General features: G+C 67.6%; 19 protein-coding genes and 3 tRNA genes. 19 read left to right on the forward strand and 3 right to left on the reverse strand.

The annotated features are described in order from the left end of the window. Positions 1-91: 91 nt before the first annotated feature. From IAI58_RS05740 to thrC, 3 genes are all read left to right on the forward strand, one after another. Complete coding sequence (locus IAI58_RS05740; RefSeq protein WP_207445173.1) at positions 92-952, forward strand: acyl-ACP desaturase; 861 nt, start codon at positions 92-94, stop codon at positions 950-952. A gap of 62 nt (positions 953-1,014) precedes the next feature. Next, positions 1,015-2,058, forward strand: a complete 1,044-nt coding sequence (locus IAI58_RS05745) for an endo-1,4-beta-xylanase (RefSeq protein WP_237182166.1) — start codon at positions 1,015-1,017, stop codon at positions 2,056-2,058. Between the two features lie 50 nt (positions 2,059-2,108). Further along, the gene (gene thrC, locus IAI58_RS05750) at positions 2,109-3,515 is read left to right on the forward strand and encodes a threonine synthase (protein ID WP_207445172.1); all 1,407 of its coding nucleotides are present in this window, start codon (positions 2,109-2,111) and stop codon (positions 3,513-3,515) included. A gap of 58 nt (positions 3,516-3,573) precedes the next feature. On the opposite strand, the gene IAI58_RS05755 is transcribed toward thrC, so the two are convergent. Then, the gene (locus IAI58_RS05755) at positions 3,574-4,182 is read right to left on the reverse strand and encodes a PEP-CTERM sorting domain-containing protein (RefSeq protein ID WP_207445171.1); all 609 of its coding nucleotides are present in this window, start codon (positions 4,180-4,182) and stop codon (positions 3,574-3,576) included. Positions 4,183-4,486: 304 nt separating this feature from the next. Here IAI58_RS05755 and IAI58_RS05760 point away from each other — a divergent pair, with 304 nt between their 5' ends. From IAI58_RS05760 to IAI58_RS05770, 3 genes are all read left to right on the forward strand, one after another. Then, positions 4,487-5,752, forward strand: coding sequence for a M16 family metallopeptidase (locus IAI58_RS05760; RefSeq protein ID WP_207445170.1), 1,266 nt, complete (start codon positions 4,487-4,489; stop codon positions 5,750-5,752). Next, positions 5,749-7,074: a TldD/PmbA family protein gene (locus IAI58_RS05765; protein WP_207445169.1), complete on the forward strand. Its 1,326-nt coding sequence runs from the start codon at positions 5,749-5,751 to the stop codon at positions 7,072-7,074. The genes IAI58_RS05760 and IAI58_RS05765 overlap by 4 nt, the downstream gene beginning before the upstream one ends. A gap of 101 nt (positions 7,075-7,175) precedes the next feature. Beyond that, on the forward strand, positions 7,176-9,575 hold the full coding sequence (locus tag IAI58_RS05770; RefSeq protein WP_237182165.1) for a 1-deoxy-D-xylulose-5-phosphate synthase N-terminal domain-containing protein: 2,400 nt from the start codon (positions 7,176-7,178) through the stop codon (positions 9,573-9,575). Between the two features lie 77 nt (positions 9,576-9,652). Here the strand turns inward: IAI58_RS05770 and IAI58_RS05775 are convergent, their stop codons facing one another. Then, entirely contained in the window at positions 9,653-10,486 is an 834-nt protein-coding gene (locus IAI58_RS05775; RefSeq protein WP_207445168.1) for a class I SAM-dependent methyltransferase, read from the reverse strand. Positions 10,487-10,619: 133 nt separating this feature from the next. Further along, positions 10,620-11,816, reverse strand: coding sequence for a pyridoxal phosphate-dependent aminotransferase (locus tag IAI58_RS05780; protein ID WP_207445167.1), 1,197 nt, complete (start codon positions 11,814-11,816; stop codon positions 10,620-10,622). Positions 11,817-11,968: 152 nt separating this feature from the next. Between IAI58_RS05780 and IAI58_RS05785 the strand changes: the two genes are divergently transcribed. From IAI58_RS05785 to IAI58_RS05845, 13 genes are all read left to right on the forward strand, one after another. After that, positions 11,969-12,053: transfer RNA gene (locus IAI58_RS05785), tRNA-Leu, on the forward strand. 59 nt (positions 12,054-12,112) lie between these two features. Continuing rightward, positions 12,113-13,468, forward strand: coding sequence for a trigger factor (gene tig / locus IAI58_RS05790; protein WP_207445266.1), 1,356 nt, complete (start codon positions 12,113-12,115; stop codon positions 13,466-13,468). A 230-nt stretch (positions 13,469-13,698) separates the two neighbouring features. Further along, positions 13,699-14,352 (forward strand): ATP-dependent Clp endopeptidase proteolytic subunit ClpP, encoded by a 654-nt coding sequence (gene clpP / locus IAI58_RS05795; RefSeq protein ID WP_237182164.1) that lies wholly within the window; start codon positions 13,699-13,701, stop codon positions 14,350-14,352. A gap of 121 nt (positions 14,353-14,473) precedes the next feature. After that, positions 14,474-15,730, forward strand: a complete 1,257-nt coding sequence (clpX, locus tag IAI58_RS05800) for an ATP-dependent Clp protease ATP-binding subunit ClpX (protein ID WP_207445166.1) — start codon at positions 14,474-14,476, stop codon at positions 15,728-15,730. A gap of 144 nt (positions 15,731-15,874) precedes the next feature. Further along, complete coding sequence (gene lon, locus IAI58_RS05805) at positions 15,875-18,289, forward strand: endopeptidase La (protein ID WP_207445165.1); 2,415 nt, start codon at positions 15,875-15,877, stop codon at positions 18,287-18,289. 189 nt (positions 18,290-18,478) lie between these two features. Continuing rightward, positions 18,479-18,751 (forward strand): HU family DNA-binding protein, encoded by a 273-nt coding sequence (locus IAI58_RS05810; RefSeq protein WP_207445164.1) that lies wholly within the window; start codon positions 18,479-18,481, stop codon positions 18,749-18,751. Positions 18,752-18,762: 11 nt separating this feature from the next. Beyond that, positions 18,763-18,834: transfer RNA gene (locus IAI58_RS05815), tRNA-Val, on the forward strand. 92 nt (positions 18,835-18,926) lie between these two features. Next, positions 18,927-19,003 (forward strand) — tRNA-Asp (locus IAI58_RS05820). A gap of 229 nt (positions 19,004-19,232) precedes the next feature. Continuing rightward, entirely contained in the window at positions 19,233-19,601 is a 369-nt protein-coding gene (locus tag IAI58_RS05825; RefSeq protein ID WP_120637048.1) for an NADH-quinone oxidoreductase subunit A, read from the forward strand. Between the two features lie 7 nt (positions 19,602-19,608). Further along, a complete protein-coding gene (locus IAI58_RS05830; RefSeq protein ID WP_207445163.1) occupies positions 19,609-20,166 on the forward strand; it encodes a NuoB/complex I 20 kDa subunit family protein in 558 nt (185 codons plus the stop codon). Beyond that, complete coding sequence (locus IAI58_RS05835; protein WP_272877186.1) at positions 20,159-20,821, forward strand: NADH-quinone oxidoreductase subunit C; 663 nt, start codon at positions 20,159-20,161, stop codon at positions 20,819-20,821. The genes IAI58_RS05830 and IAI58_RS05835 overlap by 8 nt, the downstream gene beginning before the upstream one ends. Further along, positions 20,818-22,035: an NADH-quinone oxidoreductase subunit D gene (locus IAI58_RS05840; protein ID WP_207445161.1), complete on the forward strand. Its 1,218-nt coding sequence runs from the start codon at positions 20,818-20,820 to the stop codon at positions 22,033-22,035. The genes IAI58_RS05835 and IAI58_RS05840 overlap by 4 nt, the downstream gene beginning before the upstream one ends. Continuing rightward, positions 22,032-22,688 (forward strand): complex I 24 kDa subunit family protein, encoded by a 657-nt coding sequence (locus IAI58_RS05845; RefSeq protein ID WP_207445160.1) that lies wholly within the window; start codon positions 22,032-22,034, stop codon positions 22,686-22,688. The genes IAI58_RS05840 and IAI58_RS05845 overlap by 4 nt, the downstream gene beginning before the upstream one ends. Positions 22,689-22,690 lie beyond the last annotated feature (2 nt).

Below are 22,690 nucleotides of genomic sequence, written 5' to 3' on the forward strand. Positions count from 1 at the left end.
ACCGAACGCCGCCCGCAGAACATGATCGCGGGCGGCGTTCGGCGTTTTCCGGGTGCCGTCTGGCGGTGAATTCAGAAGGTTGAATGGCAGCATGAAACACTGGCGTATCGAGCAGGTTGCCTGGGACCGGTTCGACCCGTCCAGGATCGAGCCGGGCATCGTGCCGCTGGTGAAGGCGGCGGCCATGGTCGAGAAGAACGGCGTCGACTACGCCAAATACCTCAATGGCGTCTTCTCCGACGATCCCGACTTCCGCCAGGCCGCCGACAACTGGGCGGTCGAGGAAGTGCAGCACGGCGACGCGCTGGGGCAATGGGCCATGCTGGCCGATCCCAGCTGGAACTTCGATGATTCCTTCGAGCGCTACCGCAACGGCTACAAGATCGACGTCAATGCCGATGCCTCCATCCGTGGCAGCCGCACGGGCGAGCTGATCGCCCGCTGCATGGTGGAGACAGGCACCTCCTCCTATTACACCGCCCTGGGGGAGGCGACCGAGGAGCCGGTGCTGAAGGAGATCTGCAAGCTCATCGCCGCCGACGAGTACCGGCACTTCAAGCTCTTCTACGACCACATGAAGCGCTACCTGGCGCGGGAGAAGCTGAGCTTCCTGCAGCGGCTGCGCGTGGCCGCCGGGCGCATCGGCGAGTCCGAGGACGACGAGCTGGCCTTCGCCTTCCATTGCGGCAATGACGCCGTCGGCGTGCCTTATGACCATAACCGCTGCATCGCCGGCTATATGGGCCATGCGATGGGCTACTACCGCTACCGCCATATCGAGCGCGGCATGGGCATGGTGTTCAAGTCCATTGGCCTGCAGCCGCGCGGCCGGCTCTCCAGCCTCGCGGCCAAGGGGGCGTGGCGCCTGCTCTGCTGGCGGCGCGACAAGTTCAAGCGGGAGATGGTCGTGGCCAACGAGAACCTCGCCAGCCGCCAGCGGGCCGCGGCCTGAGCGCGCGGCTCACCCGTCGCGGCGCCCTGGCGGCGGCCCTGGTCGGACTGTCCGGGACGGGCATGGGCCAGCCGGACCGGCCGGGGCTAGGGGTTCTGGCACGCGGCAACGGCATCACATTCGGCACTGCCGTGCAGGGCGGGCTGCTGTCGAGGGACAGCGACTACGCCAGCGCCATCGGGCGCGAGGCGGCGATCCTCGTGCCGGAATACGAGGGCAAGTGGGGTAGCCTGCAACCCGCCGAAGGCCGGTTCGACACCGGGCCGCTGGACAGCGTCCTGGCCTGGGGGCGCGTTCACTCCAGGCCGGTGCGGGGCCATGCGCTGATCTGGCACCAGGATCTGCCGGACTGGACGCAGCGGGCCATGATGGAAAGCCCTCAGCGCGCCCGCGCCGTGATGGAGGCGCATTTCGGCACCGTGCTGGGCCATACCCGCCAGCAGATCCGTGACTGGGACGTGGTCAACGAGGTCATCGCCGACCCGCCGGGCAGCGACACGCCGCAGACGGTGGGTGGCGACCTGCGGGACACTCCCTGGCTGCGCGCGCTCGGCCCTTCCTATATTGAGACGGCGCTGCGGATGGCGCGGGAGCGGGACCCGACGCTCCGCCTGACCCTGAATGAATACGGCATCGAGGAAGATACCCCCGATGCCGCGGAGAAGCGGCGCCGGCTGCTGGCCCTGGTGCGGGACCTGCTGGAGCGGAATGTTCCGCTGGATGCCATCGGGCTGCAGGCGCATCTGCAACTGGCCAAGCCCTTCAACCCGGCGGTGCTGAGCGGCTTCATCAAGGAGCTGCGGGCGGCCGGGCTTTCCGTGCTGGTCACCGAGCTGGATGTTCGGGAGACCTGGGACGCGCCGCAGGACCTCGCCGCCCGGGACGCGCTGGTGGCGGAGCGCAGCTATGCCTTCGTCTCCACCGCGCTCTCGGCCGGGGTGCGGACGGTGCTGACCTGGGGCCTCGGGCAGAAATACTCCTGGCTGGCGACCAATCCGGCGGTGGCCCTGCCGGAGGGGCGCATCCATCGCGGCCTGCCGCTGGGCCCGGACGGGCAGCGCACCCCGATGTGGGACGCCCTGGCGCGCGCCTTCGCGGGGCGCTGACGCAAGCACATATGGCGCCAGGGCGGCGGGCGCCCTAGTGTGCCGCCACCATGCGCTATCTCTCCACGCGGGGCGAAGCCCCGGTTCGCGAATTCGAAGACGTGCTGCTGGCGGGCCTCGCCGAGGATGGCGGGCTCTTCCTGCCGGAATCCTGGCCGGAGCTGTCGGCGGATGAATGGCGCGCGCTGCGCGGCCTGCCCTATGCCGAGCTTTCGGCGAAGCTGATGGCCTATTTCACCGCCCCCGCCATTTCCGAGGCGGAGCTGCTGGTGATGACGCGCGCCGCCTATGCCGGCTTCGGCCATGCCGCCACGGCCCCGCTGGTGCAGCTGGAGCCCGGCATCTTCGCGCTGGAGCTGTTCCACGGCCCGACGCTGGCCTTCAAGGACATGGCCATGCAGCTGCTGGGGCGGCTGTTCGACCATGTGCTGGCCAAGCGGGGGGAGCGCATCACCATCGTCGGCGCCACTTCCGGCGATACCGGCAGCGCGGCCATCGAGGCCTGCCGGGACCGTGCCTCCATCGACATCGTCATCCTGCATCCGGAGGGGCGTACCAGCCCGGTGCAGCGGCGGCAGATGACCACCGTGCTCTCCTCCAATGTCCGCAACATCGCCGTCCAGGGCAGCTTTGACGACTGCCAGGACCTGGTGAAGGCGATGTTCAACGACGCGCCCTTCCGGCGGGAGATGAAGCTCTCGGCGGTGAATTCCATCAACTGGGCGCGCATCGCGGCGCAGATCCCCTATTACGCCTATGCCGCGCTGGCGCTGGGTGCGCCGGACCGGCCGGTCTCCTTCTCCGTCCCCACCGGCAATTTCGGCAATGTGCTGGCCGCCTGGGTCGCCCGCCGCATGGGGCTGCCGATCGAGCGGCTGATCATCGGCGCCAATCGCAACGACATCCTGGCCCGCTTCATCGCCAGCAACGACATGTCCGCCCGCCCGGTGGAGCCCAGCCTCTCGCCGAGCATGGATATCCAGGTCTCTTCGAATTTCGAGCGCCTGCTCTTCGAGTTGCTGGACCGAGACCCGAAGGCGACGGCCGAGATCATGACCCGCTTCCGCGCCGAGGGACGCATGCCCGTGCCGGATGGCGCCTGGAAGCAGGCCACGGATCTCTTCGACGGCTTCGTGCTGCCGGACGAGGGGACGCTGGAGGAAATCCGGCGGCTCCATACCGAGAGCGCCTATCTTGCGGACCCCCATACCGCCATCGGCACCGCGGCCGCCCGGGCCATGCGCCCGGAGGACAGGGGTATCCCTGTCGTGGTGGCCGCCACGGCGCATCCGGCCAAGTTCCCGGACGCGGTGGAGCGCGCCACCGGCTTCCGCCCGCCGCTGCCCGCCCGCCTGGCGGATCTGCATGAGCGGGAGGAGCGCTTCGAGGTGCTGCCGGCCGAGCTGGAAGCGATCGAGGCGGCCGTGAAGGGGCACGCCCGCCGCAACGCCGCCTAGCCCGGCCGGACAGACCCGACCGCCCCGCGCTCAGGCGGGGCGGCGTCGCTCGGCTGTCTCAGCCGGCGATGGCAGCGGCCCGCCTGCGCCGGCGCGCCGCCAGCAGCCCGAGGCCACCGACCGCCAGCAGCGACAGGGTGGAAGGCTCGGGCACGGCGGTTGCCTTCGTCTTCACGGTGCCGGAGAGGCTGCAGCCAGCGGTGCAGGCACCGAAGCCTGCCGTGAAATTGCCCGTGAAGGCATCCCCGGTGATGCTCATGCTGAAATTGCCGAGCGGGTTCAGCGCGGAGAAGCTGCCATTCGGCGCCCCGCCGGGGCTGCTGGTCAGGGAGCCCGTGGCCGCCGTTCCGGCCGGCAGGGCGGTACCCGCCAGCAGGTCGGCCAGCGTCACGGAGAGGGCGAGGCCCGGCGTGGCGAAGGAGAAGTCCAGCCCCAGGAGCCCATCGGTCACGGCCGTGACCGCACCCCCGCTGGTCAGTCCGTAGGAGAGGTTGAGGCCACTGGCGTAAGCCTCGTCGCTGACGGTGATGGTGCCGCCGATGTTCACGCCGCCGGGCGGGGTTCCACCGGTCTGGGCGAAGTTGAAGATGACATCGGCGGAGGCGGGGGCGGCGCTGAGCCCCAGGGCAAGTCCCATTGCCAGGCCAGCGATACGGAGTGTCTTCATGGCTTCTTCCTCACCGCAGCGAAAATGCTGCAAGCCATGGGCAAGCAGGACTCATGCCTGCTGAATTATTTTTGCATATTCAGCAAGTTAATGAGGGTGCCGTAAAATCGACCGGCATAGATGTAAAGTAATTCGACATTGGATGGACCTCAGGGGCGCGGCGCATGCGCGGGGCGTAACCCTTGCGGTTCCGAAACACATGGCTCGGGGTCGCAGTTTCCATGTCCTGGCCCTACATTAAGGGGCAGAGTCAAAGAATCCGCCCCCTGAGCCTTACTCCCGGGGACTACACAGGAATTTCCGAATGTCAGATGCGGTGCGGCTGACGCGCCTCCCTAACGGCCTGACCGTCGTCTCCGAGACGATGCCGCGGGTCGAGACTGTTTCCATCGGCGCCTATGTCCATGCCGGCACGCGGGACGAAACGGCCGCTGAGAACGGCGTCTCTCACTTCCTCGAACACATGGCCTTCAAGGGCACCGAGAAGCGCGACGCCGCCGCCATCGCCCGTGAGATCGAGAATGTCGGCGGCCATCTCAACGCTTATACGGCGCGCGAGCAGACCGCTTACTACGCCAAGGTGCTGAAGGAGGACATGCCGCTGGCCGCCGATATCCTCGGCGACATCCTGACGCATTCCACTTTCATCCCGGAGGAGCTGGAGCGCGAGCGCGGCGTGATCCTGCAGGAGATCGGCCAGGCCAACGACACGCCTGACGATATCGTCTTCGACCATTTCCAGGCCACCGCCTTCCCCGACCAGCCCATGGGCCGTCCCACCCTGGGCACCGAGGAGGTGATCGCCCGGATGCCGCGGGAGGCCCTGACGGGCTACATGCGGCATCACTACGGCCCCAGCCGCATGGTGGTGGCCGCCGCCGGCGCGCTGGAGCATGACGACCTCGTCGCGCAGGTGCGGCAGCACTTCGCCGACCTGCCGACCGTGGACCCCGCGCTGGGCGAGCCGGCCCGCTACACCGGCGGCGAATTCCGTGAGGAGCGGGACCTGGATCAGGTGCATGTGGTGCTGGGCTTCGAGGGGCCGGCGGTCACGACCCAGTGGCACTACCCCACCATGCTCCTCTCCACCCTGCTGGGTGGCGGCATGTCTTCCCGCCTCTTCCAGGAGATCCGGGAGAAGCGCGGGCTGGTCTATTCCATCTATTCCTTCGCCCAGCCCTTCCGCGACGGTGGCGTCTTCTCGATCTATGCCGGCACGGGCGAGGATCAGGCCGCCGAGCTGGTGCCGGTGACGCTGGAGGAGCTGCGCCGGGTGCAGCATGACGTCAGCCTGGACGAGCTGAACCGCGCCAAGGCGCAGCTGCGCGCCTCCGTGCTGATGTCGCTGGAATCGACCGGCAGCCGCTGCGAGCAGCTGGCCCGTCAGCTTCAGGTGCATGGCCGCGTCATCACGCCGGAGGAAACCAAGGCGAGGATCGCGGCCGTGACGATCGAGGATGTGCAGGCGGCGGCGGCGATGATCTTCCGCTCCCGCCCCACGCTGGCGGCGCTGGGTCCGGCCGGCAAGGTGCCGGGCCTTCCGGCCATCGCGGAGAAGCTGGCGGCATGAACAACCTGGAGATGCTTGAAGCCCTGGTGGCCGCCGCGCGCGCGGCGGGGGCCGATGCGGCGGATGCGATCCTCGCCGCCGGAACCTCCCTGTCCGTCAGCCGGCGGCTGGGGGCGACCGAGCATCTCGAGCGGGCCGAGGGCTTCGACCTCGGCCTACGGGTCTTCATCGGCCAGAGGCAGGCCATCGTCTCCTCGACCGACCCGGACCCCGCGGGCTTCGCGCAACTGGCCGAGCGCGCCGTCGTCATGGCGCGGGCGGTGCCGGAGGACCGTTTCTCCGGCCTGCCGGAGGCGGTGCCGCTGCCGCCGCGCGACCTGGACCTGGACGACCCCGCCGAGCCCTCCGCCCAGGATCTGCTGGCCCGTGCCGCCGAGGCCGAGGAAGCGGCCCTGGCCACCGCGGGCGTCACCAACAGCAATGGCGCCGATGCCGGTTTCCACCGCACCCGCATCGCCATCCTCGGCTCCAACGGTTTCGCGGGCGAATATGCCCGCTCCAGCCATTCCATCTCCGTTTCCGCCGTGGCGGGGCAGGGGACGGCGATGGAGCGCGACTACGACCACAGCGTCGCCGTGCATCTGGCCGATCTGGAGGATGCCGCCAGCCTCGGCCGCAGCGCCGGGGCGCGCGCGGTGCGGCGGCTCAACCCGACCCGCCCGGCCTCCCGCCGCCTCAGCGTGGTCTATGACCCGCGCGTGGCGGGTTCGCTGCTGGGGTATCTTGCGGGCGCGCTGAACGGCGCCTCCGTGGCGCGCGGCACCTCCTTCCTGCGCGACAGCATGGGCAAGCAGGTATTGGCCCCTGGTCTGACCCTGCGCGACGACCCGCTGCGGCGGCGCGGCCTGCGCTCCCGCCCGTTTGATGGGGAAGGGATGCCGGGCGAGCCGCGCGCGCTGATCGAGGACGGCGTGCTCAGGAGTTGGGTGCTGGACTGGCGCAGCGCCCGGCAACTCGGCCTCACCTCTACCGGCCATGCCAGCCGTGGCATTTCCGGCCCGCCCTCGCCCTCCACCACCAATCTCTGGCTGGAGCCGGGCAAGGTCTCCCCCGCCGCGCTGATGAGCGACCTGGACGAGGCGCTCTATGTGACGGAGATGATGGGCAGCAGCGTCAATGCGGTGACGGGCGACTACAGCCGCGGCGCCTCGGGCTTCATGATCCGCAAGGGAGAGCTGGCGGAGCCGGTCAGCGGCATCACCATCGCCGGCAACCTGAAGGAGATGTATCTCCACATGGCCGCCGCCGACGACCTGCGCTTCCGCCGTGGCACCGATGCGCCCACCCTGCGGGTGGATGGCATGACGCTGGCGGGCGCCTGACCAGCCGGACCCCGGCCGCGCATTCCCATATCGGAGAGCTTCTTCTAACCTTTCCCCTTGTCCGAGACTGGCCAGCGATAAGGCCGCAGGGGGAACCGAACATGAATGCTTCGCCGGGTGTGCAGACCCTCCAGCCCGTGGCCGATTCCGCGCGCCGCCTCGCCATCCTGAAGGCGCTGGAGCGGAAGCTGCTCTGGCTTTCCGCCTGGACCATCCACAACGCCAACCATATCCGCCCCAACCGGGACGGGTTGAAGGTGGGCGGGCACCAGGCTTCCTCGGCCTCCTGCGTCTCGATCATGACGGCGCTCTATTTCGGCATCCTGCGGCCGCAGGACCGGGTCGCGGTAAAGCCCCATGCCGGCCCGGTCTTCCATGCCGTCAACTACCTGCTGGGGCGGCAGAGCCGGGAGAGGCTTTCCACCCTGCGCCAGTTCGGCGGCATCCAGCCCTATCCCAGCCGGGTGAAGGACGGGGCGGAGGTGGATTTCTCCACCGGCTCCGTCGGGCTGGGCGTGGCCATGACCAGCTTCGCCTCGCTGGTGCAGGACTATGTCCACCTGCACAAGCTGGGCCGGGAAGGAATGGCGCGCGGGCGCCACATCGCCATCGTCGGCGATGCCGAGCTGGATGAGGGCAATATCTACGAGGCCCTGCTGGAGGGCTGGAAGCATGATGTGCGCGATGTCTGGTGGGTGGTGGACTACAACCGCCAGAGCCTGGACAGCGTGGTGCCGGACCGTCTCTTCGGTCGGATCGAGGGCCTGTTCCGCGACATGGGCTGGAATGTCGTCACCCTGAAATACGGGCGGAAGCTGGAGGCCGCCTTCGCCCGCCCGGGCGGGGAGGCGCTGCGCCGCTGGATCGACGACTGCCCCAACAGCCTCTATTCCGCGCTGACCTTCCAGGGCGGCGCCGCTTGGCGCCGGGCGCTGCTGGCGGAACTGGGGCGGGATGCGGGCTTCCGCGACATCATCGACCCGCTGAGCGACGAAGAGCTCGGCGCCCTGATGACCAACCTGGCCGGCCATGACATCGAGACGCTGGAGGAGGCCTTCCGCGCCCAGGACGCGGCCGGCGACCAGCCGACCTGCTTCATCGCCTATACCGTCAAAGGCATGGGCCTGCCCTTCGCCGGACATAAGGACAACCACGCCGGGCTGATGACCAGGGAGCAGATGGAGAGCTTCCGCGCCGCCATGGGCATCCGCGCCGGCCATGAATGGGACCGGCTGGAAGGGCTGGAGATCCCGGAGGCGGAGATCGAGGCCTTCCTGCGCGCGGTGCCCTTCGCCGCGCCGCTGACGCCGGAGGGGCGCTGCCTCTCCGCGCCCCTGGTGCCCGTGCCCGCCAGCCTGCCCACGCCGCGCGTGCCGGAGGGGCGCACGCTTTCCACCCAGGCGGCCTTCGGGGAATTGCTGGCGGAGATCGGCCGGACCGGGCAGGGGGAGGAGGCGGAGCAATTCGCCGCCCGCGTCGTCACCACCAGCCCGGACGTGACCGTCTCCACCAATCTCGGCCCCTGGGTCAACCGGCGCGGGGTCTTCGACCGCCACCTGAAGAACGATGTCTTCCGTGACGCCAAGCTGGCCAGCGCCCAGCGCTGGGGCATGTCGCCCACCGGCCAGCATATCGAGCTGGGCATCGCCGAGCAGAACCTCTTCCTGCTGCTGGGCGCGCTGGGGCTGGCGGACCGGATGCATGGCGGGCGGCTGCTGCCGGTGGGCACGGTCTATGATCCCTTCGTCAACCGCGGCCTCGATGCGCTGATCTATGCCTGCTACCAGGATGCGCGCTTCCTGCTGGTCTCGACGCCCTCCGGCCTGACCCTGGCGCCCGAGGGCGGTCAGCACCAGAGCTTCAACACCCCGCTGATCGGCATGGCGCAGGACCGGCTGGCCTGTTTCGACCCCGCCCATGCCGATGAGCTGGCCATCCTGCTGCGCTGGGCCTTCGAATACATGCAGAAGCCCGAGGGCTCGGCGGTCTGGCTGCGGCTTTCCACGCGTGGCCTGCAACAGCCGGAGCGAAAGCTGGATGCGGCGTCGGTGATCGCCGGCGGCTACTGGGCGGTGCCGCCGGCGGAGGGCGCGCGCATCGCCATCGCCTATCAAGGGCCGCTGGCGCCTGAGGCCATGGAGGCCTTCCAGGAGCTGCGGAGCGAGGAGCCCGGCGCCGGCCTGCTGGCCCTCACCAGCCCGGACCGGCTGCATGCGGGCTGGCTGGCCGCGCGGCGTGAGGCCCGGAAGGGTCCGGGGGCGGCGCCATCCCATATCGAGGCGCTGCTGGCGCCGCTGGCGCCGGGCGCGGCGCTGGTCACGGTGCTGGACGGGCATCCGGCGGCGCATGCCTGGATGGGCGCGGTGCGCGGGCAGCGGGTGGTACCGCTGGGGGTGGACCACTTCGGCCAGTCCGGCGATATCCCCGACCTCTACCGGGAATACGGGCTGGATGTCGACGCCATCCTGGATGCCTGCGCCCAGGCCCTGTTAGGGCGCTGAGGGAGGCGGAGGCATTCCGCCGCGGCGCCGGTCACGGCGCCGCGGTCAGGCTGGCGTCGGCAGGGCGAAGCTCCCACTCATGCCCTGGCGCCGGGCCGCACCACAACTTCCAGATATTCGGACGGGATCACCACGCCCGGGCCGCCGCCGCGCTGGAACTGCCCGATCAGGCCGGTGATGCCCTTTTCCAGCTCTGCCTGCCGATCCGGCTCCAGGGCCAGGAAAGCCTTGTGGACGGGGCCGTAATAGGTGCGGAAGACCTCCACCCAATGGGTGGGGGAGCGGTAGCGGAAGTTGAAGACGCGTGGCGTGGCGGTGATGCCGGCGCCGGGGAAGAGCTCCCGCAGCCGCTCCTCCGTGCCCCAGAGGGCGGGGGAGCGCAGGCCGGCCGGGGGCGGCAGGAAGCCGCCGAGCAGCTTGAAGAGCTGGCCAACAAAGCCCCCGGGTGTCCAGTTCGCCAGCCCGATCCGCCCCTGCGGACGGCAGACGCGCAGCATTTCCGCTGCCGCCTTCTCCTGGTCCGGCGTGAACATGACGCCGAAGGTGGAGAGCACCGCGTCGAAGCTACCATCGGGGAAGGGCAGGGCCTCGGCATCGGCCACCCGGGTATCGAGCAGCAGGCTGTCCGCCTGCGCCCGCATGCGGGCCCGCTCCAGCAGGGCCGGCACATAATCGGTGCAGGTGACGCTGGCATATCGGCGCGCGGCAGCCAGGCTGGCATTGCCGTTGCCGCCGGCGACATCCAGCACCTGCTCGCCGCCCCGGAGGTCAATGGCCTCGCAGAGCATCTCTCCGACGATCTGCAGCGTGGTGCCGATGACGGCATAATCGCCCGAGGCCCAGTTGGCCTGCTGCTTCTGCTTGAGGGCGAGGAGATCGGGCTGGGGGGACGGCGTAGAGACCTGGCTCATGGCGTTGCTCCCTGCGACCTTATTTTTTTGTCCGCAATGGATGCGCCGCTGGCCAGCCGGGGGGAAGACACATCCCCTCGACTCGGGAGGAGGGGAGGAGACGGCATCCCGCCACCTGCCCCCGCCCCCGCCGTCAGTCCTTGCGGAAGAAGGTATCCAGCCGTGCCATGGCCTGTTCGGCCAGCCCCGGGGAGACGGCAAAGCAGAGCCGCAGCTTGCCATCGGGATCCTCGCCGAAGGCGGTGCCGGGAGCCAGGCCGACCTTGGCCTCCCGCAGGATGCGGATGGCCAGGGAGCGGGAATCCTGCTCCCCGTCCCTGGAGAACATCAGGTAGAAGCTGCCCTCCGGCGGCTGCAGCCGGATGCCGGGGATGGCGCCCAGGCCCTCGCAGAAGATCCGCCGGCTTTCCCGGCAGCGGGCGACCATGGTGCGGATGAAGTCGTCGCCCTGCTCCAGCGCCGCGATGCAGGCATACTGGATGAAGGTCGGGATGCTGGTGGTGTTGTACTGGCAGAGGCTGGCGAAGGTCTCGCCCAGCCCCTCCGGCACGATGATCCAGCCGGCGCGCCAGCCCGTCATTGCCCAGTTCTTGGAAAAAGTATTTGTTACCAGCAGCTTGTCGCGCGGCTCCGTGATCTCCAGGAAGGAGGGCGCGATGGCGTTGCCATAGGTGAAGTGGTTGTAGACCTCGTCCGAGAGCAGCCAGAGGTCGCGCGCCCGCAGCAGGTCCCGCAGCGCGTACATCTCCGTCCTCGGCATCACCCAGCCCGTGGGGTTGGAGGGCGAGTTGATCGCCACGATCCGGGTGCGGGGCGTGATGGCGGCCTCGATATCCGCCAGATGCAGGCTGAAGCCGCCATCGGCGCCGCGCCGCAGGGGCACCGTGACCGGCACGCCGCCGCAGACCCGCACGGTCGCGGCCAGGTTCGGCCAGTGCGGGCCGGGAATGATGACCTCGTCCCCCGGGCTCAGCACCGCCTGCATGGCCTGCATGATGGCGTTCATGCCGCCGGCCGTGATGGCGAAACGGCCGGGCGCCACGTCCACGCCCCAGTGGCGGCTGTGGTAGTCGGCCAGGGCCTCCCGCAGCCGGGGCAGCCCCTGGGAATAGGTGTAGCGGGTCTGGCCGGCCCGCATGGCGGCCTCGGCCGCCTCCACCACGAAGGGCGGAGTCGGCAGGTCGCCCTCGCCGATCCAGAGCTTGATGACCTCCGGGTCCTCCCGCGCCAGATCGGCGATCTCGGCGATCTGGTTGACCGAGAGCTCCTTCATCCGGGCCGGAAGGGCCTCGCGGGGCGAAGGGAGGGTGGTTTCGGTGCTGTCGCTCATGCGGACCTCGGGCAGGACAGGTGAGTCCATGCCGGGGGGCGCGTGAGGCCGCAAGGGGGCCTTGGTTGCGCTGCGCCCTTTCAATGAGGGCACTACTGCGCTAAACGCGCCGGCTCAACGAGTTGATCGGCCCCCCCGGGTCGGCGTCGCGCGCGGGCGTGGTGGAATTGGCAGACACGCTGGATTTAGGTTCCAGTGGCGCAAGCCGTGGGGGTTCAAGTCCCTCCGCCCGCACCAGTCAGCGCCGCCGGTGGCCCGAGCAGACGGACTGGTTTTCAGGAGCAGGTGTGGCGACGATGCAGGTGACCGAGCAGGCAGCCGAGGGGCTGAAGCGGGGCTTTTCCGTGGTGGTTCCGGCGGCGGATATCGCCGCGGCGCGTGATGCGCGCCTGGCGGCCCTGGCCAAGGACGTCCGCATCCCGGGCTTCCGCCCGGGCAAGGTGCCGACCTCCGTGGTGAAGCAGCGCTTCGGCCAGGCCGTGATGGGTGAGGTGCTGGACGAGCAGGTGCAGTCCGCCACCCGCAGCGTGATCGAGGAGCGCGGCCTGCGCCCGGCCATGCAGCCCAAGATCGAGCTGACGAACTTCGCCGATGGCGCGGACCTCGAGTTCACCATCGAGCTGGAGCAGCTGCCCGAGATCCCGCTGCCCGACTTCTCCGCCATCGAGCTGGAGAAGCCCGTCACCAAGGTGAGCGACGAGGAAGTCACCAAGGCCATCGAGGGCATCGCCTCCCGCAACCGCGCGATGGAGGACGTGACGGAAGACCGCGCGGCCGCCCAGGGCGATGTGGTGGTGACCGATTTCGAGGGGCGCCTGGTCGATGAGGCCGCCGAGGGCGGTCTGGCCGAGCCCTTCCAGGGCGGCACGGGCACGGATATGCCGGTCGAGATCGGCGGTGCCGGCTTCATCCCCGGCTTCGCCGAGGGCATGGAAGGCATCAAGGTCGGCGAGACCCGCGACGTGAAGGTCACCTTCCCGGCCGACTACGGCGCGGCCGAGCTGGCCGGCAAGGACGCCGTGTTCAAGCTGACCGCCAAGAAGCTGCAGAAGCCGGTCGCCGCCCAGGTGGACGACGACTTCGCCAAGAAGCTGGGCCTGGCCGACCTGGCCGAGCTGAAGACCCGCATCAGCGAGTCGCTGCAGCAGGAATACGACCAGCTCTCCCGCCTCAACGTGAAGCGGAAGCTGCTGGACGCGCTCTCGGCCCAGGCCAGCTTCGACGTGCCGCAGGGCATGGTGGATGCCGAATTCGCCCAGATCTGGCAGCGGGTCGAGGCCGACCAGAAGGCCGGCCGCCTGGATGACGAGGACAAGGGCAAGGACGAGGACACGCTGAAGTCCGAGTACCGCGCCATTGCCGAGCGCCGCATCCGCCTGGGCCTGCTGCTGTCCGAGATCGGCCGCAGCAACAACATCCAGGTGACGAACGAGGAGATCTCGAACGCCATGCGCGCCGAGGCCCAGCGTTACCCGGGTCAGGAGCGGCAGGTGCTGGAGTTCTTCCAGAAGAACCCGCAGGCCATCGAGAACCTGCGCGCCCCCCTCTTCGAGGAGAAGGTGGTGGACTTCATGCTGGAACTGGCCAAGGTCACGGAGAAGGAAGTGCCGGCGGGCGAGCTTTCGGCCGAGCCGGAAGCGGCTGCGGCCTGAGCTGAACGGCCCCGGCCCAGCCGGGGAAGGTTACGGCGGCCGGGCTGGGGGCGGGAGACCGTTCCCGGCCCGTCGTCACTTCTGGGGCTCCCCCCTCTTTCCCCGCCGGGCTGGCTGTCCCATGTTAACCCTTGACGGTTAGAATAACGGTGGCGGAAGCCGGCGCGGCTGCCAGGGGCAAGGGGCACCTGGGCGGCCCGGCGCCGGTGCCGCCGGGAGAGGATAGACGCATGCGTGACCGCGATCCGGTCGAGGTCTACAACAATACGCTGGTTCCCATGGTCATCGAGCAGACGGCCCGGGGCGAGCGTTCCTTCGACATTTACTCGCGCCTGCTGAAGGAGCGGATCATCTTCCTGACCGGGCCGATCTTCGACCAGGTCTCGGCGCTGATCTGCGCTCAGCTGCTGTTTCTGGAGAGCGAGAACCCCAACAAGGACATCGCCTTCTATATCAACAGCCCTGGCGGCGTGGTGACCGCCGGCCTCGCGATGTATGACACGATGCAGTACATCCGGGCCCCGGTCTCCACCGTCTGCCTTGGCATGGCGGCCTCCGCCGGCTCCCTGCTGCTGACGGCGGGCGAGAAGGGCAAGCGCTTCGCCCTGCCGAACAGCCAGGTGATGATCCATCAGCCTTCCGGCGGCGCCCAGGGCCAGGCGACGGATATCGCCATCCAGGCGCGGGAGATCCTCAAGACCCGCGAGCGGCTGAACAGGATCTACGTGCATCATACCGGCCAGCCGCTGGAGGAAATCGAGCGGAGCATGGAGCGCGACACGTACCTGTCCGCCGATGAGGCCAAGGCTTTCGGCCTCATCGATCAGGTGGTGGAGCAGCGTCCGGCCGCCGTGGCCCCGGCGGCCGAGGCCCCGAAGGCCTGACCAAGATGGCCGCCGGCCCGGCACGGGCCGGCCGGCGGCCGTTCCACTTCCCCCTGGATGACAGGGGGGCTACAGTCCCGTGTGGGTCCGCCGACATTTTTCCGGCGGGTCAGGAGCGCTCATGAGCAAGTCCGGCGACTCGAAAAATACCCTGTATTGCTCGTTCTGCGGCAAGTCGCAGCACGAGGTGCGCAAGCTCATCGCCGGCCCAACGGTCTTCATCTGCGACGAGTGCGTCGAACTCTGCATGGATATCATCCGTGAGGAGCATAAGACGCATCTGGTGAAGTCCCGCGACGGCGTGCCGACGCCGCGCGAAATTTCCAAGGTCCTGGATGATTACGTGATCGGGCAGGAGCACGCCAAGAAGGTGCTGGCTGTCGCGGTTCATAATCATTACAAGCGGTTGGCCCATGGTGCCAAGGCTGGCGAGGTTGAGATCGCCAAGTCCAACATCATGCTGGTCGGGCCGACGGGCTCAGGCAAGACGCTGCTGGCGCAGACGCTGGCGCGCATCCTCGACGTGCCCTTCACCATGGCCGACGCCACCACGCTGACCGAGGCCGGCTATGTCGGCGAGGATGTGGAGAACATCATCCTCAAGCTGCTGCAGGCCGCGGATTACAACGTGGAGCGGGCGCAGCGCGGCATCGTCTATATCGACGAAGTCGACAAGATCAGCCGCAAGTCCGACAACCCGTCGATCACGCGTGACGTGAGCGGCGAGGGCGTGCAGCAGGCCCTGCTGAAGATCATGGAGGGCACCGTGGCCTCCGTGCCGCCGCAGGGCGGCCGCAAGCATCCGCAGCAGGAATTCCTGCAGGTCGATACCTCGAACATCCTGTTCATCGTGGGCGGGGCCTTTGCAGGCCTCGAGAAGATCATCGCCGCGAAGGGCAAGGGGTCGGGCATCGGCTATGGCGCCGAGGTCCGCGGGCCGGACGAGCGCCGCGCCGGCGCCATCCTGCGCGAGGTGGAGCCCGAGGACCTGCTGAAGTTCGGCCTGATCCCGGAATTCATCGGCCGTCTGCCGGTTATCGCCACGCTCGAGGATCTCGACGAGAAGGCGCTGATCGAGATCCTGACCAAGCCGAAGAACGCCCTGCTGAAGCAGTATCAGCGGCTGTTCGAGATGGAGGCCACCAAGCTCTCCTTCACGGATGACGCGCTGAAGTCGGTGGCGAACCGGGCGATCCAGCGTAAGACGGGTGCGCGCGGCCTGCGCTCGATCATGGAGAGCATCCTCCTCAGCACGATGTATGATCTGCCGGGGCTGGAGGATGTGAATGAGGTGGTGGTGAACAAGGAGGTGGCCGAAGGCCGTGCCGCCCCGTTGTTCATCTATGGTGAACGGGCAGCGGAACAGTCTTCCGCGTGAGCCGGGTTCCGGCGCCCAGCGCAGGGCAGGCCCGATTCGGCTTGCTCTGCGCCTCGGTCACCCCCATCTCCCGAAAGAACCGTGGTGACGGGGCCGTGCCGATACCGGGCGGACCTGTACCGACTGTCCTGAGTGAGGTCCCCAATGGCGGATAAGAATCCGGAACTGCTGACCGGCGAGCTGCTGCCGGTGCTGCCGCTGCGCGATATCGTCGTCTTCCCCCACATGATCGTGCCGCTCTTCGTCGGGCGTGAGAAGAGCGTGCGGGCCCTGGAAGCGGTGATGCGCGATGACAAGCAGATCCTGCTCGTCGCGCAGAAGAATGCCGCCCAGGACGACCCTGGGCCGGGCGATCTGTATGATGTCGGCACCGTCTCGACGGTGCTGCAGCTGCTGAAGCTGCCCGATGGCACGGTCAAGGTGCTGGTCGAGGGTGGGCGCCGTGCCCGCGTGACCGGCTTCAAGGAGACCGACCAGTATTTCGAGGCCTTCGCCACGCCGATCGAGGAGACGGCAGGCGACGCGCCGGAGCTGGAGGCGCTGTCCCGCACCGTCGTCAGCCAGTTCGAGCAGTATATCAAGCTCAACAAGAAGATCGCGCCGGAGGTGCTCGTCTCGATCAACCAGATCGAGGACGCGGCCAAGCTGGCGGATACGGTGGCGAGCCACCTGAACCTGAAGATCAGCGAGAAGCAGGAGCTGCTGGACACCGCCAGCGCCACGGCCCGGCTTGAGCGTGTCTTCGCGCATATGGAGAGCGAGATCGGCGTTCTCCAGGTGGAGAAGCGCATCCGGAACCGCGTGAAGCGGCAGATGGAGAAGACCCAGCGCGAGTACTACCTGAATGAGCAGATGAAGGCCATTCAGAAGGAGCTAGGCGAGGGCGAGGACGGCAAGGACGAGGCCGCCGAGCTCGAGGAGCGCATCAAGGCCACCAAGCTCTCCCCCGAGGCGCGCGACAAGGCCATGGCCGAGCTGAAGAAGCTGCGGACCATGTCGCCGATGAGCGCCGAGGCGACGGTGGTGCGCAACTACCTCGACTGGATCCTGTCGATCCCCTGGAAGAAGAAGTCCAAGGTCAAGAACGACCTGGAGAAGGCCGAGGAGATCCTGGACGCCGACCACTACGGGCTGGACAAGGTCAAGGAGCGTATCCTGGAGTATCTGGCGGTGCAGTCGCGCAGCCCGAAGATCCGGGGTCCGATCCTGTGCCTGGTCGGCCCTCCGGGCGTCGGCAAGACCTCGCTGGGCAAGAGCATCGCCAAGGCGACCAACCGCAATTTCGTGCGGATGAGCCTGGGCGGCGTACGGGACGAGGCGGAGATCCGCGGCCATCGCCGGACCTATATCGGCTCCATGCCGGGTAAGGTCATCCAGGGCATGAAGAAGGCCAAGACCTCCAACCCGCTGTTCCTGCTGGACGAGATCGACAAGCTGGGCGCCGACTGGCGCGGCGACCCGTCCTCCGCGCTGCTGGAGGTGCTGGATCCCGAGCAGAACGCGACCTTCGCCGACCACTATCTTGAGGTGGATTACGACCTCTCGGACGTGATGTTCGTGACGACCGCCAACAGCCTGCGCATGCCGCAGCCGCTGCTGGACCGCATGGAGATCATCCGCATCCCCGGCTACACCGAGGATGAGAAGGTGCAGATCGCCAAGCGGCACCTGCTGCCGAAGGTGACGGAAGCCAATGGCCTGAAGCCGGGCGAGTGGAGCGTCTCCGACGAGGCGCTGCTGGACCTGGTGCGCTACTACACGCGCGAGGCCGGCGTGCGGAACCTGGAGCGTGAGATTGGCGGCCTGGCCCGCAAGGCCGTGAAGGAGATCGTCTCCAAGAAGGCCAAGAAGGTCGCGATCACCCGCAAGAACCTCGACAAGTATGCGGGGGTGCGGAAGTTCAGCTTCGGCGAGACCGAGGCCGAGGACATGGTCGGTGTCGTCACTGGCCTGGCCTGGACCGAGGTGGGTGGCGAGATCCTGACTATCGAGGCGGTCATGGTTCCCGGCAAGGGCAAGGTGCAGACCACCGGCAAGCTGGGCGACGTGATGCAGGAAAGCGTCTCGGCCGCGTTGAGCTATGTGCGGAGCCGCGCCATTTCCTTCGGTATCAAGCCGACGACCTTCGACCGGCGCGACATCCACGTGCACGTGCCGGAGGGTGCGACCCCGAAGGACGGGCCTTCCGCCGGCATCGCGATGGCGACCTCCATCGTCTCCGTGCTGACGGGTATTCCGGTCCGCAAGGACGTGGCCATGACGGGTGAGGTCACCCTGCGCGGGCGCGTGCTGCCGATCGGCGGGTTGAAGGAGAAGCTGCTGGCGGCGCTGCGTGCCGGCATCACCACCGCCTTCATCCCGAAGGACAACGAGAAGGATCTGGCCGAGATCCCGGATAACGTGAAGAAGGCCATCAAGATCATTCCCGTCGCCCATGTGGACGAGGTGATCGGCCAGGCCCTGGTGCGGAAGCCGGAGCCGATCGACTGGGTGGAGCCGGAGGAAGTGCCCGCCGGCAATGCCCCGCAGCCGGCCAGCCCGGCCGCGCTGCCACACTGAGGCCAGTCCCGGGGCGGGTTTTCCCGCCCCGGTGTGGCTTCACGGCCTCTCCGGCAAAAGCTTCACCTTTCCCCCCTCATCAAGGCCAGCCTGGCGTTGACGTGGCAAAATGCGGCTGCCTAGTGTCGGCGCGACACGGGCAGGCCAGCCGGCGGCCCGTTTACGTATTCATGGTGAGGGGGTAGCCCAGTGAACAAGCAGGATCTGGTGACGGTGGTCGCCGAGACCGGTGAACTCTCCAGGGCCAAGGCGGGTGAGGTCGTGGACGCGCTTTTCGAGGCCATCGGCGCTTCCCTGAAGAAGAAGGAGGAGGTGCGGCTGGTGGGTTTCGGCACCTTCTCCATTTCCCACCGTAAGGCGGGAAAGGGGCGTAATCCTCGCACCGGGGAAGAAATTGAGATTGCGGCCACCACCACGGTGCGCTTCAAGCCCGGTAAGAGCCTGAAGGACGAGGTGGCCTGAGGGAGAGTTTTGGGCGCTTAGCTCAGCGGTAGAGCGCCTCGTTTACACCGAGGATGCCGGGGGTTCGAATCCCTCAGCGCCCATACCGGATACGGCGGCGGAATGATCGCAAAAAGGCGATTTCAGTCCGTTGACACAGTGGGGCGGGGGCCGTATTTCCCCCTCCACGCCGCAAGCGGGTGTAGCTCAGTTGGTTAGAGCGCCGGCCTGTCACGCCGGAGGTCGCGGGTTCGAGCCCCGTCACTCGCGCCAGCGGTGCGTAAAACGAAAAACGCTGCCCCGGATCTCCGGGGCGGCGTTTTTCGCTTCATCTGTCCGCTTTTCAATCATTTGCAATGCGTGTCAGCCTATGGCGAAGCCCGCGAGGCGGGAGTAATGTCCGCGCAGCATTGCGCTGCGGCATGCCCCGCAGTTCGGCATGGCCATGTGCCCCTTCGTGCATGGCTCGTTGGGCCCCGTGGCCCTAGGGACGGAATACATCATGACCCAGCCCCTGCTGGCGAACTATTTCCCGATCCTGGTCTTCCTGGCGATCGCGGCGGGTATTTCCATCGCGATGGTGGGCGGCAGCATCCTGGCCGCGCGGCAGAAGCCCTATGCGGAAAAGCTCTCCACCTATGAATGCGGCTTCGAGCCGTTCGAGGATACGCGCCACCGCTTCGACGTGCGGTTCTACCTGGTCGCGATCCTCTTCATCATCTTCGACCTGGAAGTGGCCTTCCTCTTCCCCTGGGCGGTGACGCTGGGGCAGATCGGCTGGACCGGCTTCCTGTCGATGATGGGGTTCCTGGGCGTGCTGACGGTGGGCTTCATCTATGAGTGGCGCAAGGGCGCCCTGGACTGGGAGTGAGCTTCCGATGAGCAGCATCAACGACCAGCTTTCCTGGAACCAGCAGGCGCTGCCGCCGGGCCCGGCACAGGACGCGGTGATCAACAGCGTGACCGGCGAGATCGAGGACAAGGGTTTCGTCGTCGCCAATCTCGACAAGATCGTGAACTGGGCCCGCACGGGCAGCCTATGGCCGATGACCTTCGGCCTGGCCTGCTGCGCGGTGCCGATGATTCACGCCTATATGGCGCGCTACGATCTCGACCGCTTCGGCGTCATTCCGCGTGGTTCGCCGCGCCAGTCCGACGTGATGATCGTGGCCGGCACGCTGACCAACAAGATGGCCCCCGCCCTCCGCAAGGTCTATGACCAGATGGCCGAGCCGCGCTGGGTGATCTCGATGGGCAGCTGCGCCAATGGCGGCGGCTATTATCACTACAGCTACAGCGTGGTGCGTGGTTGCGACCGGGTCGTGCCGGTCGATGTCTATGTCCCCGGCTGCCCGCCGACGGCCGAGGCGCTGGTCTACGGCATCATGCAGCTGCAGAAGAAGATCCGCCGGACCGGGAGCATTCTCCGTGGCTGAGGATATCTCCACCCAGGTGGCCGAGCCGCAGCCGCTCTCCCCCCTGCAGCAGCTCGTGGCCGATGTCATGGCCTCCGTGCCCAAGGGCGTCATCTCGCAGGGTCGCGTCGTGCGCGGGGCGGAGGCCGAAGTCTTCGCGGCGCGCGAGGCGGTGCCGGCGCTGATGACGATGCTGCGCGACGATCCCCGCTTCGCCTTCGAGCAGTGCGTGGATATCTGCGGTGTCGACCGGCCGGCGCAGGCTGAGCGGTTCGAGGTGGTCTACAACCTCCTCAGCCTGACGCTGAACCATCGTATCCGCGTGATCGTCACCACCGACGCGAATGCGCCGGTGCCCAGCGTTTCCTCCATCTGGCCCTGCGCCACCTGGTATGAGCGCGAGATCTGGGACATGTTCGGCGTGATCTTCGACGGCCAGTCGGATCTGCGCCGCATCCTGACTGATTATGGCTTCGAGGGTCATCCGCTCCGCAAGGATTTCCCGCTGACCGGCTTCGTCGAGGTCCGCTACGACCCCGAGCGGCAGGCGGTGGTCTACGAGCCTGTCAAGCTGCAGCAGGATTTCCGTAACTTCGATTTCCTCTCGCCCTGGGAAGGCATGACGACGCTGCCCGGCGACGAGAAGGTGCATCTCAACCGGATCGCCAGCGAATGAGCGCGAGCACCAACGAGAGGCCGGCCTCCACCGAGACGCGAACGGTCGAGATCAACAACCACACCATCAACTTCGGCCCGCAGCATCCGGCGGCGCATGGCGTGCTGCGCCTGATCCTGGAGCTGAAGGGCGAGGTGGTGGAGCGTGCCGACCCGCATATCGGCCTGCTGCACCGCGGCACCGAGAAGCTGATCGAGTACAAGACCTATCTGCAGGCGCTGCCCTATTTCGACCGCCTCGACTATGTGGCGCCGATGGCGCAGGAGCATGCCTTCGCCCTGGCCACCGAGCGGCTGCTGGGCATCGAGGCGCCGATCCGCGCGCAGTATATCCGCGTCATGTACGCGGAAATCAGCCGCGTCCTGAACCACATCCTGAACATCACGACCTATGCGCTGGATGTGGGCGCGACGACGCCCTCCCTCTGGGGCTTCGAGGAACGCGAGCATCTGCTGGAGTTCTACGAGGCCGCCAGCGGTTCGCACTACCATGCGAACTATATCCGTCCGGGCGGTGTGGCCAAGGACCTGCCGGCCGGGCTGCTGGAGCGCATCTGGGCCTGGTCCGAGCGCTTTCCGAAATTCGTCGACGATATCGAGCGTCTGCTGACGGGCAACCGCATCTTCAAGCAGCGCACCGTCGATATCGGCGTCATGACGACCGAGCAGGCGATGGAATGGGGCTTCTCGGGCCCCTGCATGCGTGCCTCCGGCGCCGCCTGGGACCTGCGTCGCAGCCAGCCCTATGACATCTACGACCAGCTCGATTTTGAGATCCCGGTCGGCAGCCATGGCGACTGCTACGAGCGCTACCTCGTCCGTGTCGCGGAGATGCGGGAGAGCCACAAGATCATCCGCCAGTGCATCCAGCAGATGCCGGGCGGGCCGATCAAGGTGGTGGACAACAAGATCACGCCGCCGAAGCGGAGTGAGATGAAGCGGTCGATGGAATCGCTGATCCACCACTTCAAGCTCTATACCGAGGGCTACCACGTGCCGGAGGGCAGCACCTATACGGTGGTGGAAGCGCCCAAGGGCGAGTTCGGCTGCTACCTGGTGGCCGACGGCACCAACAAGCCTTACCGCTGCCATATCCGCGCGCCTGGCTTCGCGCACCTGCAGGCCATGGAAGTGCTCACCAAGGGCCACATGCTGGCCGATGCGGTTTCGGTGATCGGCAGCCTGGATATCGTATTCGGAGAGATCGACCGGTGAGCGATCCGCATCATCAGGAAGTCACCCACTTCGCCTTCGATGCGGAGAGCGAGGCGCAGATCGAGAAGATCGTCGCCCGCTATCCCGAGGGGAAGCAGGCCAGCGCGGTGATCCCGCTGCTCTATGTCGCGCAGAAGCAGATGGGTCGCCTGACCGGCAGCGCCTGGGTGCCGCGCGTGGCGATGGATGCCGTGGCCGTGAAGCTCGGCATGGCGCCGATCCGCGTCTACGAGGTCGCCACCTTCTACTTCATGTTCAACACCAAGCCGATCGGGCGCTACCACCTGCAGGTCTGCGGCACGACGCCCTGCTGGCTGCGCGGCTCGGACGAGGTGCTGCGCGCCTGCAAGGATGCGGGGCACCTGAAGGGCTATGGCGATACCAGCGAGGATGGCCTCTTCACGCTGACCGAGGTGGAATGCCTCGGCGCCTGCGTGAACGCGCCGATCCTGCAGGTCGATGACGACTACTACGAGGACCTGGACTACGCCCGCACGGTCGAGCTGATCGAGGCGCTGAAGCGTGGCGAGCGTCCGAAGCCCGGCAGCACCATCGGCCGCCAGACCAGCGCGCCGGAGGGCGGCCCCACCGTGCTGCTGGACATCCCGTTGAAGGAACCGGCCATCGTGGTCGGGCGGAAGGGAGAGGCGTAACC

Source organism: Roseomonas marmotae, from assembly GCF_017654485.1.
Taxonomy (GTDB): Bacteria; Pseudomonadota; Alphaproteobacteria; order Acetobacterales; family Acetobacteraceae; genus Pseudoroseomonas; species Pseudoroseomonas marmotae.

Bases quoted from the DNA above. Each gene is read 5' to 3' on its own strand.
- IAI58_RS05740 (WP_207445173.1), top strand. From the start codon at position 92: ATGAAACACTGGCGTATCGAGCAGGTTGCCTGGGACCGGTTCGACCCG.
- IAI58_RS05745 (WP_237182166.1), top strand. From the start codon at position 1,015: ATGGGCCAGCCGGACCGGCCGGGGCTAGGGGTTCTGGCACGCGGCAAC.
- thrC (WP_207445172.1), top strand. From the start codon at position 2,109: ATGCGCTATCTCTCCACGCGGGGCGAAGCCCCGGTTCGCGAATTCGAA.
- IAI58_RS05755 (WP_207445171.1), bottom strand. From the start codon at position 4,182: ATGAAGACACTCCGTATCGCTGGCCTGGCAATGGGACTTGCCCTGGGG.
- IAI58_RS05760 (WP_207445170.1), top strand. From the start codon at position 4,487: ATGTCAGATGCGGTGCGGCTGACGCGCCTCCCTAACGGCCTGACCGTC.
- IAI58_RS05765 (WP_207445169.1), top strand. From the start codon at position 5,749: ATGAACAACCTGGAGATGCTTGAAGCCCTGGTGGCCGCCGCGCGCGCG.
- IAI58_RS05770 (WP_237182165.1), top strand. From the start codon at position 7,176: ATGAATGCTTCGCCGGGTGTGCAGACCCTCCAGCCCGTGGCCGATTCC.
- IAI58_RS05775 (WP_207445168.1), bottom strand. From the start codon at position 10,486: ATGAGCCAGGTCTCTACGCCGTCCCCCCAGCCCGATCTCCTCGCCCTC.
- IAI58_RS05780 (WP_207445167.1), bottom strand. From the start codon at position 11,816: ATGAGCGACAGCACCGAAACCACCCTCCCTTCGCCCCGCGAGGCCCTT.
- tig (WP_207445266.1), top strand. From the start codon at position 12,113: ATGCAGGTGACCGAGCAGGCAGCCGAGGGGCTGAAGCGGGGCTTTTCC.
- clpP (WP_237182164.1), top strand. From the start codon at position 13,699: ATGCGTGACCGCGATCCGGTCGAGGTCTACAACAATACGCTGGTTCCC.
- clpX (WP_207445166.1), top strand. From the start codon at position 14,474: ATGAGCAAGTCCGGCGACTCGAAAAATACCCTGTATTGCTCGTTCTGC.
- lon (WP_207445165.1), top strand. From the start codon at position 15,875: ATGGCGGATAAGAATCCGGAACTGCTGACCGGCGAGCTGCTGCCGGTG.
- IAI58_RS05825 (WP_120637048.1), top strand. From the start codon at position 19,233: ATGACCCAGCCCCTGCTGGCGAACTATTTCCCGATCCTGGTCTTCCTG.
- IAI58_RS05830 (WP_207445163.1), top strand. From the start codon at position 19,609: ATGAGCAGCATCAACGACCAGCTTTCCTGGAACCAGCAGGCGCTGCCG.
- IAI58_RS05840 (WP_207445161.1), top strand. From the start codon at position 20,818: ATGAGCGCGAGCACCAACGAGAGGCCGGCCTCCACCGAGACGCGAACG.